Origin of the sequence: Pseudomonas baetica (assembly GCF_051216495.1) — a bacterium.
GTDB classification, from domain to species: domain Bacteria; phylum Pseudomonadota; class Gammaproteobacteria; order Pseudomonadales; family Pseudomonadaceae; genus Aquipseudomonas; species Aquipseudomonas baetica_B.
In genome coordinates, this window is the sequence record NZ_JBPKAM010000028.1 from 48,703 (window position 1) to 65,155 (window position 16,453).

The following is a 16,453-nucleotide window of genomic DNA, read 5'->3' on the forward strand; positions in this document are numbered from 1 at the left end:
CTTCTTCTAACCTCCTCGCTTAAGCCATTTCCGATAAATTGGTTCAGCGAGAAAGAGAACGAGCAGTATCCGCAGAGTTTGCATTGCCGTTACCAACGGCACAGCTAAATGCAGTGTTTCAGCAGTCAGGCTCATTTCCGCGATACCACCGGGCATCATCCCCAACGTAAGGGATTTGATGTCACCGTCGATAAACCACCCTATTCCAGCAGCCGCCACCGACGCGGTGATGACCATTACACAGGTCGAGATAAAGCTCCGAGCAAGGAACGCCGGGGCATATCGGAAGAATGAACGCTCGAAAAAACACCCCAAGCTGCTTCCGATCAACAGCTGACCCAGCTGACTTGCTCCGAAAGGTAGGCCTACGTGCAGATCAAACCAGGTGCTTGCCCCAGCTGTGACCAGCAACGGCCCGAACAACCAAGGATTGGGCTGACGAAAGCGCTGAAGCAGCCATGCGGCAATTCCACCTACGACGAACACGATGCCTAACCAATACCAATCGACTGGCAGAGCTGTGTGCTCAAGATTCTTGTCACTGACAAGCATCTTAAATACCGCCGGCACAGTCAGTACCACCATCACGACTCGGAGTGTCTGGGCAGCCGCTACATGGCTCAATTTCGCCCCGTTACGCTGGCCAAGATTGACCATTTCAGCGGAGCCACCGGCCATGGACGAGAAGAACGCAGTCGCCTTGTCTTCCCCTCCTTTACGCATGAACCAAACACCCACACCACTCACAGCAGATGTAATCAGCGCTCCCACCAGAATGGGAAAAATGTTGAGGACGATCTGCTCCATCACGTAGGCATTGAAGTGAAGACCAATCCCGATGCCAACGATCCATTGGCCCGTCCTACGACCACCTGGCAATGGTTGAAGGTTCAGAGGAGTGAAGCATTGAGCCAACAAAACCATAACCAATGCGCCAATCATCCATGGCAAAGGCCAATGGGCATAAGCCGCAAGTACGCCTCCAACACTCCCAAGTGCGAGCGTGCATAGAAAACTGCGCCACTGTGGGTTTATCCCGCTCAAAGGGATCTCCTAATGACTGAGGGAAAGCGTCAGACGATCAGCCCACGTGGGTGGGCCGATGCCTCCAAAAGATCAGATGGCCGCGCTGCGCTCACGCAGCTCCATGTTCAGGATGCGGTCGTTTTCGGAGTAGTCGACCGGGCAGTCGATCACGTGTACGCCCGGAGTGTTGATGCAGTGCTCCAGCAGCGGCAGCAGGCCTTCTGCGCTTTCCACGCGATGGCCGTTAGCACCGTAGGCTTCCGCGTATTTGACGAAGTCAGGGTTGCCATAATCCAGGCCGAAATCGGTGAACCCCATGTTGGCCTGCTTCCAGCGGATCATGCCGTAGCCGTCGTCACGCAGGATCACCACGGTGATGTGCATACCCAGCCGTACTGCGGTTTCCAGCTCTTGGCTGTTCATCATGAAGCCGCCGTCGCCACACACAGAAATCACTGGGCGATCCGGATAGACCAGGTGAGCAGCCATTCCCGATGGAAGGCCGGCCCCCATCGTCGCCAAGGCGTTATCCAGCAGAACAGTGTTCGGCTTGTGCGCCTTGTAGTTGCGAGCGAACCAGATCTTATAGATACCGTTATCAAGGGCGACGATACCTTCGGACGGCAACACGCGACGGATGTCGGCGACCAGGCGCTGCGGATACACCGGGAAGCGGCTGTCATCGGCGCCTTCGGCGATCTGGATTTCGTTGGCTTCGCGGATCTCCAGCAGGCGAGTAAAGTCCCAGTGCGAGGTGTCGGTCAGCGCTTCACCGATCTGCCAGACAGCATTGGCGATGTCGCCGATTACTTCGATTTGCGGGAAATACACAGCGTCGACTTCAGCAGAGCGGAAGTTGATGTGCACAACTTCGGTTCCGCCACGCACCATAAAGAACGGCGGTTTTTCGATCACGTCGTGGCCAATATTGATGATCAGGTCAGCGGCCTCGACGGCGCGGTGCACGAAGTCACCGGACGACAGCGCTGCGTTGCCGAGGAAACGCGGGTGGCGCTCATCAACCACGCCTTTGCCCAACTGTGTAGTGATGAACGGAATGCCCGTCTTGTCGATCAGTTGCTGCAAGACCTTGGCGGTCATCTTGCGGTTGGCACCGGCGCCGATTACCAGGATCGGGCTCCGCGCCTTTTGCATTTTTTCGACGGCGGCTTCAACCGACTTGTGCTCGGCCAAGGGGCGGCGATGCAGACTCGGTGGGATAGGCATGCTGTCGGTTTGCTCGGCGGCGATGTCTTCCGGCAGCTCCAGATGAACGGCGCCCGGCTTCTCTTCTTCCGCCAAACGGAAGGCTTCACGCATGCGCGAAGGGATGTTGTCGGCAGAGGCGAACTGATGGGTGTACTTGGTGATTGGCGCCATCATGTCGCAGACATCAATGATCTGGAACCGACCCTGCTTGGACTTCTTGATCGGCTTTTGACCGGTAATCATCAGCATCGGCATGCCACCGAGATAAGCATAGGCGCCGGCGGTAACGAGGTTTGTTGCGCCAGGGCCGAGGGTCGACAGGCTTACGCCAGTCTTTCCAGTCAAACGCCCGTAGGTTGCCGCCATGAAGCCCGCTGATTGCTCATGGCGAGTCAGCACGAGCTTGATTTTGGAACGACGGAGCGATTCGAGAAGATCCAGATTCTCTTCACCAGGAATACCAAAAACGTACTCGACGCCTTCACTTTCCAAACACTGAACAACGATGTCCGAAGCCTTTGCCATTTTCTGCTTACCTTGAAGTAATGAGGGCGACAGTCACCCTGCATATCCGAATAACGGACTAAAAATATTGCTTGGGATAGCCCGCTTATACGGGCGAAGGAGCGCCCTTAGATGGGCGCGGTCGAGGCCGGCAGTACTACACGCGCGTCACTTTGACCGCTCTCTGCCAGCGCTTGGGTTACGAAGCCATTCCTGACCAGACGGCTGATAAAATTCTCGATGTATTCGGCAGCGATTTTCCGTGCCTTTGGGACAGCCATCGCCTGGCGAATTTCCGTGAAATTGTCTGCCAGTACTCTTACACCTAGAACTGACCTTGCAAATCGCTCCAATGGCTGCCGAACTCCTGCTGCCGCGTCTAACTCCTGCCCCAAAAAGAGATCAACCGCGCTCGCTGAGGTGTCTCTTCTGACAAGTTCAGCGTGCTGCAGGGTGCGTGAGAGATACAGGTCATATGCGGCACCACGGCCTACTGAAATCCTGCACCCCTGCGCATCCAGGTCAGACGCACTTTGGAAGGGGCTTTCCTCTCGGACGAGGTAGGTGCCATCGATACTCACATAAGGACTTGAGAAAGCAATCTTCTCAGCACGCACAGGCTCGATAGCCAAAAACGCCAAGTCCCAGAGTCCGTCTTCCAAGGCAGCAAAAACTTTTCCGGCAGCATCATATGGAGTGAGCGTGGCAACGATGCCCAGCTCGTTAGCCAATGCATTCGCGAGTGCAACAGAGACACCACCCAGTTTGCCGGTGGTTTCATCGCGTTGGGTCAGGACAGGATTTCCTAAATTGATGGCTACCCGAAGCTCACCGTTGGGGGCTAACTCACCACGTACAGTCGCAATATCGAAAGTCATGACTGTTCACCTCTCCCTGGCTCAGGAGATGGATAGCAGCCGGTTTGCTGACGGCTCTTCACAAGTAAGCCAACAATCAAGACCAGTACCGCACCGGCACATCCAGCTGCGTAATGCGACCAGGACGGGAGGCTTGGCAGGCTGATATCACCGACAACCATGCTGCCGGCGATCCACCCCAGCAATGCCGCACCGAGTGTGATGACCAATGGAAATCGATCCATGAAGTGAAGCACCAGCTTACTGCCCCAGATGATGATTGGAATGCTGATGACGATGCCAAAAATCACCAGCTCCAGGCTTCCGTTGGAGGCTCCCGCGACCGCAACAACGTTATCTAGGCTCATGACGGCATCAGCGACGATGATCGTTTTGATTGCTCCCCACAGCCGTGGGCTGGCCACAAGATTGTCATGCGCATCCTCCTTCTCGGGAATCAGCATCTTGATAGCAATCCAAAACAGCAGCGCCGCGCCGATGAGCTTGAGGTAAGGCAACTCCAACAATTGCAGTGCAAAGAAAATCATCACAATGCGAAGCAAGATGGCACCAGCTGCACCGCCAATAATGGCGCGATTACGTTGAGCCTCCGGAAGCTTGCGGCATGCCAACGCAATGACGACTGCATTGTCGCCGCCAAGCAAAATATCGATGGCAATGATTTGCGCCACGGCCAGCCAAAACGTTGGTGAGTTTAAGAGTTCAATCACGGTAGGTACTCCAGCCCGAGGCTAATTGGCCTGTCAGGTCGTTTTGAAAATCATGCAAACCGGGCTGCCAGTCTTAATCACCTGGCCATTTGCACGCAGGCCACCGGTGTTTCTGTCGACGTCGAAAGCGACGATGTTGTCGGTCTCCTCGTTGGCAACAAACAGGCGGTTGCCATCTGGCGTCAGGTTCATGAAGCGCGGCTTACGGCCTTGTGATGGCGTGTGTCCTAGGGCGACAAACTCTCCACCTTCATTTATTTCGAAGGTGGCCACGCTATCGTGCCCACGGTTCGAGACGTATAGGTGCTTGCCTGACGGAGCCAGGACGATGGCCGCAGCTCGACTGTTACCAGTGAAGGACGATGGCAAGGTGGAGAGAATTTCCTTTGGCGTGAGCGACCCTTGATCTGCCTCGTAGGCGTAACCCGTGACACTGCTGTCGAGTTCATTCACGACATAGGCATGACGGGCGTCTGGAGCGAAGACAATATGGCGTGGGCCTGAACCTTCTCTCGCCTTGATCATGCTGACCTGAGTGGCTTCAAGTTTCGCGTTATTGTTCCGGACGCGATAAACGAAGATCCCATCGAGCCCCTTATCAGGAATGACCACGTAACGCCCTGAAGGATCGAATGGAATCATGTGGGGGTGACTGCCACCTTGTTCGACCTTGTGAGGGCCGGCTTCACCTGGAAGCGATTCCGCGTGGGATAAGTCACCCAGACTGCCATCCTCCCGGATAGGGAATAAGGCGAAGCTGCCAGTCGCGTAATTAGCGACAGCCAGGAATTTATTGTTGGGGTCAACGCTTAGATGAACGGGATTCTTACCTTGTGTACTGACGGTATTGAGCTTAGTCAGCACGCCAGATTTTGAATCAATTGCGAAAGAGCTGACCTCACTCTGATCGCCATGAACGCAGTAAAGATGAGTCTGGGAATTGTCGAAGGTGAGGAACGACGGGTTCACCAAGTCATCCCGCGTTTGAACCAACGCACAAGCTCCGGTCTCTGGAGCATATCGATAAACCGTTATGCCCACGCCGCGAGCATTTCGCTCTTTGGTTGTCCTGGATCCGACGTATGCAAACCGAGGAGCCTGAGCGGCTTTATTGTTCGCCATTTTGTTTTCATCACTCGAAGAAGCTGCGCTTGCAGGAATGTTGAAGAGGCCTGCCACGATCCCACCTGCCGTAATGGCAGATAGCTGAACGAATCGGCGGCGATGCATGAGGTAACCTGGGAATTCGGAAGAGTTCATGAGATGGATCTCTTTTGTTTTTATTATCGAATTCAAATGCGTGATGCCGAGCTGAGCTCGGCATCACAGTGGCAAATCAGATGACTTCAGGGATACGTACCCAGCCTTCCATCAGCCGGCGAGCACTACGGCTCATGACAGCTTTTTCAACCACCCAGGCTCCGTCCTCCAAGGCTGTTTTTGCGCCCACGGCGACACTGCCTGCGGTGTGGCCCATGCGAACCTGGCGATCACCGATATCACCGACAATGCGATTGACGAGCGTGCCATCCAGCGCCGCTGCGACAGCAACAGCCACGGCACCGGTGCCAGTGATAGCGTGATGAAGCTTGCCCATTGAGAGAATGCGTGCGATCACGTCGATATTGCCTGGCTCTACCTGTTTGCCACCAGCAGCCTGGTAGGCTTGAGGTTTGGCAACCATGCAGAGTTTTGGAGTATGAGGACGCAAACGTGTCGCCTCTTCGGCGCTTTCCGCCAAGCCCATTGCAACCGTGCAATGGGCTCGAATGGTCTCAAGTTGCGCGAGCAGTTGAGTGTCACTATTCACTCGGTCTTGAGTTTCGGTTCCATTCAACCCCACCTTTTCTGCATCCATAAAAATGGTTGGGTTGCCGGCATTCAACAGCGTCACGGGCAGTTTGCCGATGCCTGGAATATCTAACTCATCCACGGCATTTCCTGTCGGCAGAATGCTGCCATCTGAACCGCCTGGGTTCAGAAACTCCAGGACGACTTCAGCTGCGGGAAAGGCTACTCCGTCGAGGATGAAGTCACCTTCCTCCTGAACCTCGCCGTTACGCATGGGAACATGGGCAATGATTCGCTTCTGGATATTGGCCTGCCAGATCCGGATGACTGCAATACCGTCACGAGGTGCATCCACCAGACCTTCGAAGATCGCATATGGGCCGACCGCCGAGCTCAAGTTGCCGCAGTTACCCGACCAGTCGATGACCGGAGTCTCGATAGCCGGAGCGCCGAACAAGTAATCCACATCGCAGTCTTCCCGAGTGGATTTGCCGATAACCACCACCTTGCTGGTGCTGGAAGTTGCGCCACCCATACCGTCGATCTGCTTGCCATAAACATCTGGGCTGCCAATTACACGAAGCAGAATGGCGTCGCGCTCGGCACCTGCCGGTGGCAGATGCTGGTCGAGAAAAAACACACCCTTGCTGGATCCGCCGCGCATGTACACAGCCGGAATACGTCTTTGAGTCATCAAAATTCTCCTAGAGCAGATCAGCGCTACATCAATTAGCGGATGCGTTCTTCATGCTTTCGATAAGCAGCTGTGGCAGCAGACCGCCACTGCGGAAGTAGCGAACGTCTTCGAAGGTATCCAGACGGCTCACGACTGTGACGCGCTCGGTTTCACCGTTCTCGCGCTCGATCAACAGAGTGACCTTCGCTCCTGGTTGGAAGTCATCGGCGATGCCTTCAACACTGAAGGTTTCACGTCCATTCAGTCCCAGGCTCTGGCGCGAAACACCTTGCTCGAACTGCAGAGGAAGGATGCCCAGGCCTGCCAGGTTGGTGCGGTGGATGCGCTCAAAGCTTTCCGCCACCACGACCCGGACGCCCAACAGACGAGGGCCTTTAGCAGCCCAGTCGCGGGAAGAGCCACTGCCGTACTCCTTGCCAGCGACAACGATCAGCGACTGCTTGCGCTCGGCGTAGATCTCAGCGGCCTGGAAGATGGTGGTTACTTCTTTTTCCGGGAGCAACAATGTCCACGGGCCTTCACGACCGTCTTCAAGCAGTTCGTTTTTCAGGCGCGGGCTTGCGAACGTTGCTCGCTGCGCGGCCTCGTGGTTACCACGACGGGTGCCGTAGGAGTTGAAATCCGGCACTGCGATGCCGTGAGACTGCAAGTACTGGCCGGCATCACTTTCCGGAAGAATCGCACCAGACGGAGAGATATGGTCGGTGGTGATGTTGTCGGACAGCATGGCGAGGACGCGCATGTTGCTGAGATCTGTACGTCTATCGGTTGCGGTCACCGCGTCGCTCCAGTACGGAGGTTTGCGGATGTAGGTACTGCTTGGCTGCCACGCATATTGGTCGCTGACGCCTGCGCGCAGATCGCTGGCGATCAGACCGGCCTCACGCGGAACATCCTCGTATGCCTTATCAAACAGATCAGCGGTCAGGTTTTCCGTCTCGATACGGGTCAGTTCTTCGTCGCTTGGCCACAGTTCGTGCAGATAAACCGGCACACCGTTATCGTCCAGACCCAGTGCATCCTTTTCTGGATCGATCAGGTAGGTGCCTGCGATGGCGTAGGCAACGATGAGCGGCGGCGACATGATGAAGACTTCGCGCGCCAATGGGTGAACACGCCCTTCAAAGTTACGGTTGCCCGAAGTAGCGGCTACGGTTTCCAGCTTGCGGGTACGGATTTCTTCTTCGATCTCAGGGCTGAGCAGCGGGCCGGACATACCATTACAGGTAGTGCAGCCATAACCCACCAGGTTGAAGCCCAGTGCGTCCAGATCATTGTTTAGGCCGGAACGTTCCAGGTAGTCAGCAACAACCATCGAACCTGGAGCGAAGGATGTCTTCACCCATGGCGCGCGTTTCAGGCCACGCTTACGTGCATTGCGTGCAACCAGACCTGCCGCAATTACGCCGCGTGGGTTAGAGGTGTTGGTGCAGCTTGTGATGGCCGCCAAAACGACCGATCCGTTATCCAAACCGGTAGGCAGGTTGGTCACAGGCGCCTTCTGTCCCAGCACGATGCGCTGGTGCGGTTGTTTTGGGCCGGCAATCGAACGGGCAACAGTGCTCAGATCGAGCGTTACGACGCGGTTGTATTCAACTTCAGACAGGCTGTCGTGCCACAAGCCTTGTGCCCGAGCATAAGCTTCTGTCAGACCAGAAATCTGGCCGCCACGTCCGGTCATGCGCAGGTAGTGCAGAGTGCGATCATCAATGGCAAACATCGCAGCTGTCGCACCGAACTCCGGCGCCATGTTCGACAGTGTTCCTCGGTCTGCCAGCGATAGTTGCGGAACGCCTGGGCCGAAGAACTCCAGGAACGAACCAATCACACCGGCTTTACGCAGCAGTTCGGTCAGAGCCAGCGCGATATCAGTCGCCAGGTAGCCCTGAGGCAGCGTGCCTTCCAGACGAACACCCACGATTTCCGGCAGACGCAGCATGAGGGATTTACCCAGCATTGCCGCTTCAGCCTCGATACCACCTACACCCCAACCCAGTACGCCGATGGCATTGATCATGGTGGTGTGGCTATCCGTACCGACCAGTGTATCCGGGAATGCCCATAGTTCGCCGTCGCGACGCTGAGTACCGACAACAGTGGTCAGGCGCTCCAGGTTGATCTGGTGAAGGATCCCTTTGCCCGATGGAATAATCGAAAGGTTGCTGAATGCCTTGTTGCACCAGTCTAGGAACTGGAAGCGCTCAGCATTACGTTCACGCTCGATGGCCTCATTGTCTGCGAGTGCGCTGGCATCACCCCAGCGCTCAACGTTGAGCGAGTGATCCACCACCAGGTGAGTTGGAGTAACTGGGTTGACCAGACGTGGGTTGCCACCTTTTGCGGCGACTGCATCACGCAGACCAGCGAGGTCGACCAGTGCCGGCGTACCGAGCAAGTCCTGCAGCACGACGCGTGCTGGACGAAATGGGATGTCGAACTCTTTGGAGCGGGCACAAATCACTTTCAGTGCGGCCTCAGGATCCGCCTCACCACGCAAAACGTTTTCGGCAAGGATTCGCAAGCTGTAAGGCAGCTTCGCGTAATCACCGCCCAGGTCAGTCACAACCCCACGGATATCACTGACACGGTATTCGATTCCGTTTGCGGTAACGGTTCGACCCTTTGACATAGGCATTGGCTAATCCTCACAGGCTGTACGGGCAATGTTTTTGTGAGGGCAATATTGCACTTTGTCACGATATAGGTCAATGTTGATTCATCCGATTCATCTCAACCACGAGATCGGACGTACCCAACCAACGATTTCTACTGTGCACACTCGCTCCTCCGGCGTAGCGCCCAGTTAGGTACGGTAGAAAAAATAAACATAAGAAAATCGAGGCCCACCATGATCAAGCTCACATGCCCCAGCTCCACCCTCACTCCCATTTTTATCGAGCGAGTCTCGATCTAAGAGCCATGACGCTATCTCGGCCACAAGGCTGACGAGAGCCACATACGTCTAGAAAAATGGGAGTTCGACCGTGCTAACAGTCCTTGGCTTTTCAATGGTCATTTGTTTCATGTACCTGATCATGACGAAGCGCCTATCTGCGCTTATCGCATTGATCTTGATACCGATCATTTTCGCGTTGATTGGAGGCCACTACGCTGGCCTCGGCGCCATGATGCTCGACGGCGTCAAAACACTCGCACCAACCGGTGTGATGCTGACCTTCTCGATTCTCTACTTCGGCATCATGATTGACGCAGGGCTATTTGACGGCCTTGTGCGCTTCATCCTGAAGGTGGTGAAAGGCGACCCTCTAAAGGTCTCGGTGGGGACAGCTATTCTGACGATGCTTGTATCGCTGGATGGTGATAGTTCAACTACCTACATGATTGCCTGTGCTGCTTTTCTGCCGCTGTACCAGCGACTGGGAATGAGCGTACTGGGCATGACATGCCTGGTGAACATTGCCAGCGGCATCATGAACATCTCTCCGTGGGGTGGCCCAACCGCCCGCGCTGCTGCGGCACTGCACGTGGATGCGATGGAGATTTTCGTGCCGATGATTCCTGGCATGCTGCTGGGTGCCGCCTGCCTAACTTTGACTGCCGTAATCATTGGTCGCAAAGAGCGCGCACGCCTTGGTGTCCTTCACCTGGATGACTTCCATCATGGCTCCATGTCACTAGGCAACGGTTCAGCGGAAGAGTGTGATGAGAATCGTCGTCCGAAGATGTTCTGGCCAAACCTGATCCTGACGCTAGGCCTGATTGCGTGCTTGATCATCGGCGCCATGCCAATTCAGATCCTGTTCATGGTCGGCTTCGCTATCGCCATCATGCTCAACTACCCGAACATTGAGGAGCAAAAAGCTCGAATTGCCGCTCACGCAATGAACGTGCTCGCGGTGACAGCTGTCATTTTCGCGGCAGGTATCTTCACCGGGATTCTTTCCGGAACCGGCATGGTGGACTCCATGGCCAAGAGCTTGCTGCATGTAATTCCACCAAGCTTCGGCCCCTTCCTGGCTGTGTTCACCGCCGTGGTTAGCTTGCCGTTCACATTCTTCATGTCGAACGACGCGTTCTACTTCGGCATCCTGCCTGTGATTGCGCAGACCGCAGCTCAGTACGGGATAACCCCGCTGGAAATCGCACGCGCTTCGGTTGTCGGCCAGCCAGTGCACCTGCTCAGCCCACTGGTTCCATCACTTTACCTGCTCGTTGCCTTGGCAAAGGTCGATCTCGGTGATCATCAACGTTTCGCTCTTAAATGGGCCATATTGGCGAGCTTCGGCCTTTTGGTAGGCGGGCTCCTGTTTGGTGCGTTCCCGCTTTATCAGGTGCGCTAGAACCGCCTTTCAACCCGTCAAAGCCACGGTAGAGGCAAAAAGTGGTCTCTGCCGTTAAGCCTATCGACACGTTAGAATGGTGATTCCATGGTCAGCTCTATTCGGTTCTCGATCCAATGCCTCTAAGCCCCCTGCAAGCACGCATTGCGCGTGACATTGTTTCTCACGTGCGTCGTGAGCGCTTCGATATAGGACACCATCTGGTCGAGTCGCAACTGGCCACAACGCTTAACGTTTCACGTACGCCAGTGAAGTTTGCCATGGGCCATTTGGTCGAAAAGGGCATGCTCACCTATGACCGAAACCGGGGCTACTTCCTGGCCCGTTCCAGTGATGACCTGGTAGACCTCGCCTCGGAAGTCATGGAGAGCAGTGACGATCCGCTCTACCTCAAATTTGCCGAGCTACGCCTTCGTCGGCAGCTACCCGAGCTGTTTACCGAAATTGAGTTCATGCGCCAGTTTGACGTGTCGCGAGCAGCCCTCAGGGCGGTGCTCTCACGCATTCAACAAGAGGGATGGATTGAACAACGGGCCGGCCAGGGATGGCGGTTTCTGCCAATGATCGATTCGGTGGAAGCATATGAAGAAAGCTATTCATTTCGCGCCACCATCGAGCCTTCAGGCCTGCTCTCACCTACCTTCCAGATTGACCGTGAGACACTTGCTACCTGCCGCAAACAGCAGGAGTTCATCGCCAACGGAGGTTATCTGACGATGACCCCTCAAGAGCTGTTCGAGGCCAACTCGCTGTTTCACGAAACGCTAGCAGCGTGCTCCGGCAATCGCTTTCTACAGCAAACAGTCCGGCGCCTCGACCAATTGCGTCGACTGGTGGAGTACCGTCAAGCCAGTACACGAGCCCCACGAAAAGGCCAGGCAGAGGAGCATCTCGCCATCCTTGAATGCCTGGAGCGAGGGGATCGATTGGCGGCAGCAGACCAGATGCGCAAGCACTTGGAGCAGGCCCGACGTAAAAAAGTAGATCCCTCGCTGTTCGAATAACCCTCCCGACTCAATCACTTCTTCCCAAGCGCGACCTTAAAGGTCGCGCTCGCTTTCCCCTGCCTGAGATTTGCCAAACGACAGCATCACGCTGATCGTCGGGTTCATGCAATCAATGAAAATCACAGATTGATTTATATCGTTACAAAGATCATTCTACGACCATGCAACGCGAGCATTGGCTGACGTGTCCGCCTGAACACAACTTCATTAGCCATTGCGTCGACCGAGCACCCACCACAATCAAAATAATGGTGATTACATGTCGTACCGCAGAGGCTGGATAGCCGTCTTCCTATTTTCATTGGCCATGATCAACTACATGGATCGCATCGCGCTTTCCATCGCGGCCAAACCTATCGCAGAGGAATTTCACCTGACATCCGTGGGGATGGGCTACCTGTTCTCATCCTTCATCTGGAGCTATGCCTTGTTCCTGATCCCAGTCGGCCTGTTGATCGACAAGTTCGGAGTCAAGCGCGTAGGAGGCCTGGGTATTTTTATCTGGTCTCTGGCAACCGCCCTCACTGGCGCAGCATCAAGTTTCGCCGGCCTGCTGACTGCAAGACTTGTGATGGGCGCAGGTGAGTCTGTGAGCAATCCTGTCGGCGCCAAAGTCATTCGCGAGTGGATTCCCAGCACCGAGCGCGGAACGATCACCGCTATTTTCAACAGTGGCTCGTACGCTGGCCCTGCTATTTGCTCGTTGGTGTTGGCAGCACTCGTCGCGGCTTTCGGCTGGCGTATGTCTTTCGTTATCGCCGGCGGCGTTGGCTTTGTATGGTTGCTTGCCTGGTACTTTTTCTACGGCAAGCCAGAAGAAGTTTCGTGGCTGAGCGAAAAAGAGCGCGACTTGATCATTGAGACCCGCACTGCCAAAGGCAACAAGGATGCTGACGCCCAAACCTATGGCCTCAAGCAGCTTCTGAAGACCCCAACGCTCTGGGGTCTGGCCCTGGCGCAAGGGTGCAATGTCTACACCCAATACCTGTTTTTGACTTGGCTGCCGAGCTATCTCCAGGACGCCCGTCATCTGACGATAGCGAAAAGCGGCCTGTTCACTGCCATCCCATATGCAGTTGCTGTCGTCCTCTGCATCGGCATCGGCAAATTGAGCGATCAGTACCTGAAGAAAGGCAGTGGTGCAGCGTCCGGCAAACGTCGGAACGTAATCGCTCTGACCATGCTGATTGCCAGTTGCATCCTGCTGATCCCTTTCGCAGAAGGCATCACTCAACTGGTGGTGATTTTCTCACTCACGCTGGCAGGAATCGCATCGACTACCTCCCTGAACTTCACGCTGCTCAATGACATGCTCCCAAGCTCCGGTGACGTAGGTAGAGCGATGGCATTTGTGGTAGTAGGAGGGAACATCTTCGGCATGTTGGCGCCAGTAGTCACCGGCTATGTGATTAGCGCGACCGGTAGCTACAACTGGGCATTCGGCATTGCAGGAGGGTTGCTCGTTACAGGGGCGCTGGTGATTCTTTCGATGACAAGAAAGCCAATGATTCCGAAAGAACATCTCACTTCTTACGTAGCAATTGCAGCCCGCGCGTGATGAACGCCCGCATGGGTACCGAAACTTAAAAAATTATGGCTCGGCAATAATTATGTCTGAGCCATAATTTCCAGAAATTCATTTTCATCGTAGTGGCTGTAGCGCTTACCTACAGTAAAAAGTCCAAAGCTGATCAACCCTCGTAGTGAAACTCTGGCTCATCATCTCCCGACGCATCCCCCAATCCGGATTGGTTGGCACGCTCGCAAGACGCATCGTACCCCTGCCCCATCGGCCATTGATCGCATCCAAAACCCCCATGACTTTCTCAGTGGCAACAGGTTGCGAGATCGAAAAAAGGTCTTCCGTGTACTCCCCTTTCTGACACAGATTGACCAAGAGCACCTCGGCTTTGCTGTACTTGAAGCCTGGCCGGAAAACTCGATCCACCGCCTCTACGGCAGCTTTTGTCATCAAGCGAACATCGTCCGTTGGGTACGGCAATTCGACCAGGACTCCATTGGCGTATTTGGCTTCCTCCGGATTGAACATGCCGGTGCGTATGCTTACTCGAATTTTCTTGCACAGTGATTGCTGGGCTCTGAGCTTCTCTGTTGCCCGCATCATGTAAGTCGCTACGGCCTCTTTGATCGGAGCAATCTCGGTTAGACGCTTGCCGAACATTCGGGAACAGCAAATCTCTAGCTTCGGTGGATCAGGTTCATCGAGCTCAAGGCATGGCGTGCCAGCAAGCTCACGTGCAGTCTTCTCGATCACCACGCTGAATTTTTTGCGCAACATCCAGGGATCTGCTTTGGAGAGATCCCAAGCTGTCTTGATAGCCATGCCCTCCAGGTGCAGAGTCATGTTTCGCCCTACCCCCCAAACATCCGAGACCGAGCATTTCTTCAGCACCCAATCGCGCTTGATCTGATCACGAAGATCGACCACTCCGCCGCTCTGGGCTTGCCATTTTTTGGCTGCATGATTGGCGAGTTTACTGAGGGTTTTCGTACCAGCAATTCCGACACCGACTGGGATGCCAGTGCTCTTGTAAACCTGTGCACGGATCCGTCGTCCAAGCGCCTCCAGATCACCTGGAACTCCAGCTAAATCTGCGAAGGCTTCATCGATGCTATAGACCTCCACTGCAGGTACCAGCGACTCAATTACGCTCATCACACGCTCGCTCATATCGCCGTACAGCGCGTAATTCGATGAGAAGGCCACAATGCCGTGCTGCTTGAGTTTGTGCTTGATCTTGAAGTACGGCTCACCCATTTTCACGAAGGGCTTGCTGTCCGCGCTGCGAGCGATCACGCAGCCATCGTTGTTCGAAAGCACCACGATGGGGGTCTTGGCCAGGTCAGGTCGGAACACTCGCTCACAGCTCGCATAGAAAGAATTGCAATCGATCAACGCGAAGACAGGCTCAGGCTTTTGGATCATGAGCACGCACACTAAAAGTCACAACACCCCAGATGATCAGCTCATCGCCTTCGAGAATGTAGCGCGGCGGATAGCCAGGGTTTTCGGACATCAAGATGATGTTGGGGCCACGCTTGCACAGGCGCTTGCACACCGGCTCGCAATTCACTGCCGCAATCACAATGTGGCCGTGTTCAGCGGTGATCGAGCGATCAACCACAGCCATATCACCGTCGAAGATTCCTGCACCTTCCATGCTATGGCCTTCGATGCGCACCAGGTAAATATGCGGTGCTCGAATGTCCAGCAACTCGTCGATAGAGATGTGCTGCTCAAGATGATCAGCGGCCGGCGAAGGAAAGCCCGCAGGGACTTTGAAGGAGTAGAAAGGAAGCTGAACGCCCCCTTCTGCCAAGGGGCCTAGGATAGTGACGCTCATGAGGCATGCCTTAAATCAAAACTGTACATGCATACAGTTAACGTCGAAGGCGGCTTGCGGTCAATCTTGAGTGAGGAAAATTACGACCGAAGGGTTCGCAGAGAGCTGACCAGCATGTTGGCCAGGAAACGGTTTATGCAGAATGAAAGGTATAAGGTGCGCACTCAGCAATAATGAAATCGCCTCTTCGCGCAAGCGGCTATCGCTTCCTCGCTGTTGAGTGTGTCAGCCAATTTATCTGCTTTCGCCGAACCGGCTGGGACTCACAAATCGTCGTCATTGTTTGGGCTCTGTCGACGCCATCCGGGAGGCCCTGTGGTGAACATAAATCGCGCTCAAAACTGGAGGGGTAGATATGACCCAGGAAACTCAAACAGCTGCAATCATCTGTGACCGATGTGGGGAGAATACCGACGCTGATGGTCGAGGCCCACAATTCGGATCTCTCTCGGCAAGCTGGGGGCTAGGCTCACAGCATGATGGTGAGAAGTATGAACTTCACCTATGTGAGCCCTGCTTCTTTGTTCAAGTCTCTAACATAAAAAGAGAACGATGGGCACAGGCGATGTTCACCGACGAGGCAGACGTGATCATGGCCGAAGATGAGTTTGGAAGGGTTTCTTGATTCCCGAGTTTGCCTGACTTTGAGAACGGTCATTCCCAAGGCCAGAGCAGCGAGCATGTAAGCCAAGGCGCACCCTACCCAAGCCGGGAAAGGTTGATCTAAAACGAACGTAAGCGCCTTAAAACCCATTAGCACACCCATTCACACCCATTTAAACCGACCTGCATGACTGCTTTTCGCCGACTGATGCCTTGGCCGACAGACAGCTATCGACCGATTCTGTTGAAAAAGTCGGATTTTCGGCTCGCCTGAACTCACGCACGATCACCACCGAAGAATCTACTCACCACATCGAGTGGTTTTTCGGCTCTTCGTTGACCTTTGCTGCTCAGTTAGTGGG

Annotated in this window: 13 protein-coding genes; 4 read left to right on the plus strand and 9 right to left on the minus strand. The window is 54.8% G+C overall.

Going from position 1 to position 16,453, the window contains the following annotated elements:
• Positions 1-6: 6 nt before the first annotated feature.
• The 7 genes from ACSFE6_RS12710 to ACSFE6_RS12740 form a co-directional block, all read right to left on the minus strand.
• On the minus strand, positions 7-1,050 hold the full coding sequence (locus tag ACSFE6_RS12710) for an AbrB family transcriptional regulator (RefSeq protein WP_435427947.1): 1,044 nt from the start codon (positions 1,048-1,050) through the stop codon (positions 7-9).
• 66 nt (positions 1,051-1,116) lie between these two features.
• The gene (locus tag ACSFE6_RS12715) at positions 1,117-2,760 is read right to left on the minus strand and encodes an acetolactate synthase large subunit (protein WP_435427935.1); all 1,644 of its coding nucleotides are present in this window, start codon (positions 2,758-2,760) and stop codon (positions 1,117-1,119) included.
• 107 nt (positions 2,761-2,867) lie between these two features.
• On the minus strand, positions 2,868-3,617 hold the full coding sequence (locus ACSFE6_RS12720) for an ABC transporter substrate-binding protein (RefSeq protein WP_435427936.1): 750 nt from the start codon (positions 3,615-3,617) through the stop codon (positions 2,868-2,870).
• Positions 3,614-4,327 (minus strand): TerC family protein, encoded by a 714-nt coding sequence (locus tag ACSFE6_RS12725; protein ID WP_435427937.1) that lies wholly within the window; start codon positions 4,325-4,327, stop codon positions 3,614-3,616. The genes ACSFE6_RS12720 and ACSFE6_RS12725 overlap by 4 nt, the downstream gene beginning before the upstream one ends.
• A gap of 33 nt (positions 4,328-4,360) precedes the next feature.
• On the minus strand, positions 4,361-5,587 hold the full coding sequence (locus tag ACSFE6_RS12730; protein ID WP_435427938.1) for a lactonase family protein: 1,227 nt from the start codon (positions 5,585-5,587) through the stop codon (positions 4,361-4,363).
• A gap of 76 nt (positions 5,588-5,663) precedes the next feature.
• Complete coding sequence (prpF, locus tag ACSFE6_RS12735; protein WP_435427939.1) at positions 5,664-6,812, minus strand: 2-methylaconitate cis-trans isomerase PrpF; 1,149 nt, start codon at positions 6,810-6,812, stop codon at positions 5,664-5,666.
• A gap of 31 nt (positions 6,813-6,843) precedes the next feature.
• Positions 6,844-9,450, minus strand: a complete 2,607-nt coding sequence (locus ACSFE6_RS12740) for an aconitate hydratase (protein WP_435427940.1) — start codon at positions 9,448-9,450, stop codon at positions 6,844-6,846.
• A 349-nt stretch (positions 9,451-9,799) separates the two neighbouring features.
• Here ACSFE6_RS12740 and ACSFE6_RS12745 point away from each other — a divergent pair, with 349 nt between their 5' ends.
• The 3 genes from ACSFE6_RS12745 to ACSFE6_RS12755 all read left to right on the plus strand — a co-directional run bounded on the left by ACSFE6_RS12745 (position 9,800) and on the right by ACSFE6_RS12755 (position 13,681).
• Positions 9,800-11,116 carry a CitMHS family transporter gene (locus ACSFE6_RS12745; RefSeq protein WP_435427941.1) on the plus strand — a complete coding sequence of 439 codons (1,317 nt, stop codon included), beginning with the start codon at positions 9,800-9,802 and terminating at the stop codon, positions 11,114-11,116.
• Positions 11,117-11,232: 116 nt separating this feature from the next.
• Positions 11,233-12,120 carry a GntR family transcriptional regulator gene (locus ACSFE6_RS12750; RefSeq protein ID WP_435427942.1) on the plus strand — a complete coding sequence of 296 codons (888 nt, stop codon included), beginning with the start codon at positions 11,233-11,235 and terminating at the stop codon, positions 12,118-12,120.
• 262 nt (positions 12,121-12,382) lie between these two features.
• Positions 12,383-13,681, plus strand: a complete 1,299-nt coding sequence (locus ACSFE6_RS12755; RefSeq protein WP_435427943.1) for an MFS transporter — start codon at positions 12,383-12,385, stop codon at positions 13,679-13,681.
• Positions 13,682-13,786: 105 nt separating this feature from the next.
• Here ACSFE6_RS12755 and umuC read toward each other — a convergent pair whose 3' ends face one another.
• The gene (gene umuC, locus ACSFE6_RS12760; RefSeq protein ID WP_435427948.1) at positions 13,787-15,067 is read right to left on the minus strand and encodes a translesion error-prone DNA polymerase V subunit UmuC; all 1,281 of its coding nucleotides are present in this window, start codon (positions 15,065-15,067) and stop codon (positions 13,787-13,789) included.
• The gene (locus ACSFE6_RS12765) at positions 15,054-15,488 is read right to left on the minus strand and encodes a LexA family protein (RefSeq protein WP_435427944.1); all 435 of its coding nucleotides are present in this window, start codon (positions 15,486-15,488) and stop codon (positions 15,054-15,056) included. Before ACSFE6_RS12765 ends, umuC begins: the two co-directional genes overlap by 14 nt.
• A gap of 355 nt (positions 15,489-15,843) precedes the next feature.
• On the opposite strand from ACSFE6_RS12765, the gene ACSFE6_RS12770 reads away from it, so the two are divergent.
• Positions 15,844-16,113 carry a hypothetical protein gene (locus ACSFE6_RS12770; RefSeq protein ID WP_435427945.1) on the plus strand — a complete coding sequence of 90 codons (270 nt, stop codon included), beginning with the start codon at positions 15,844-15,846 and terminating at the stop codon, positions 16,111-16,113.
• The last annotated feature ends 340 nt before the right edge of the window (positions 16,114-16,453 follow it).

What these genes read in the sequence shown, in the direction of transcription:
- ACSFE6_RS12720 (WP_435427936.1), bottom strand. Translation starts at nt 3,617, where the DNA reads ATGACTTTCGATATTGCGACTGTACGTGGTGAGTTAGCCCCCAACGGT.
- ACSFE6_RS12730 (WP_435427938.1), bottom strand. Translation starts at nt 5,587, where the DNA reads ATGAACTCTTCCGAATTCCCAGGTTACCTCATGCATCGCCGCCGATTC.
- ACSFE6_RS12740 (WP_435427940.1), bottom strand. Translation starts at nt 9,450, where the DNA reads ATGCCTATGTCAAAGGGTCGAACCGTTACCGCAAACGGAATCGAATAC.
- ACSFE6_RS12750 (WP_435427942.1), top strand. Translation starts at nt 11,233, where the DNA reads ATGCCTCTAAGCCCCCTGCAAGCACGCATTGCGCGTGACATTGTTTCT.
- ACSFE6_RS12770 (WP_435427945.1), top strand. Translation starts at nt 15,844, where the DNA reads ATGACCCAGGAAACTCAAACAGCTGCAATCATCTGTGACCGATGTGGG.
- ACSFE6_RS12765 (WP_435427944.1), bottom strand. Translation starts at nt 15,488, where the DNA reads ATGAGCGTCACTATCCTAGGCCCCTTGGCAGAAGGGGGCGTTCAGCTT.
- ACSFE6_RS12715 (WP_435427935.1), bottom strand. Translation starts at nt 2,760, where the DNA reads ATGGCAAAGGCTTCGGACATCGTTGTTCAGTGTTTGGAAAGTGAAGGC.
- prpF (WP_435427939.1), bottom strand. Translation starts at nt 6,812, where the DNA reads ATGACTCAAAGACGTATTCCGGCTGTGTACATGCGCGGCGGATCCAGC.
- ACSFE6_RS12755 (WP_435427943.1), top strand. Translation starts at nt 12,383, where the DNA reads ATGTCGTACCGCAGAGGCTGGATAGCCGTCTTCCTATTTTCATTGGCC.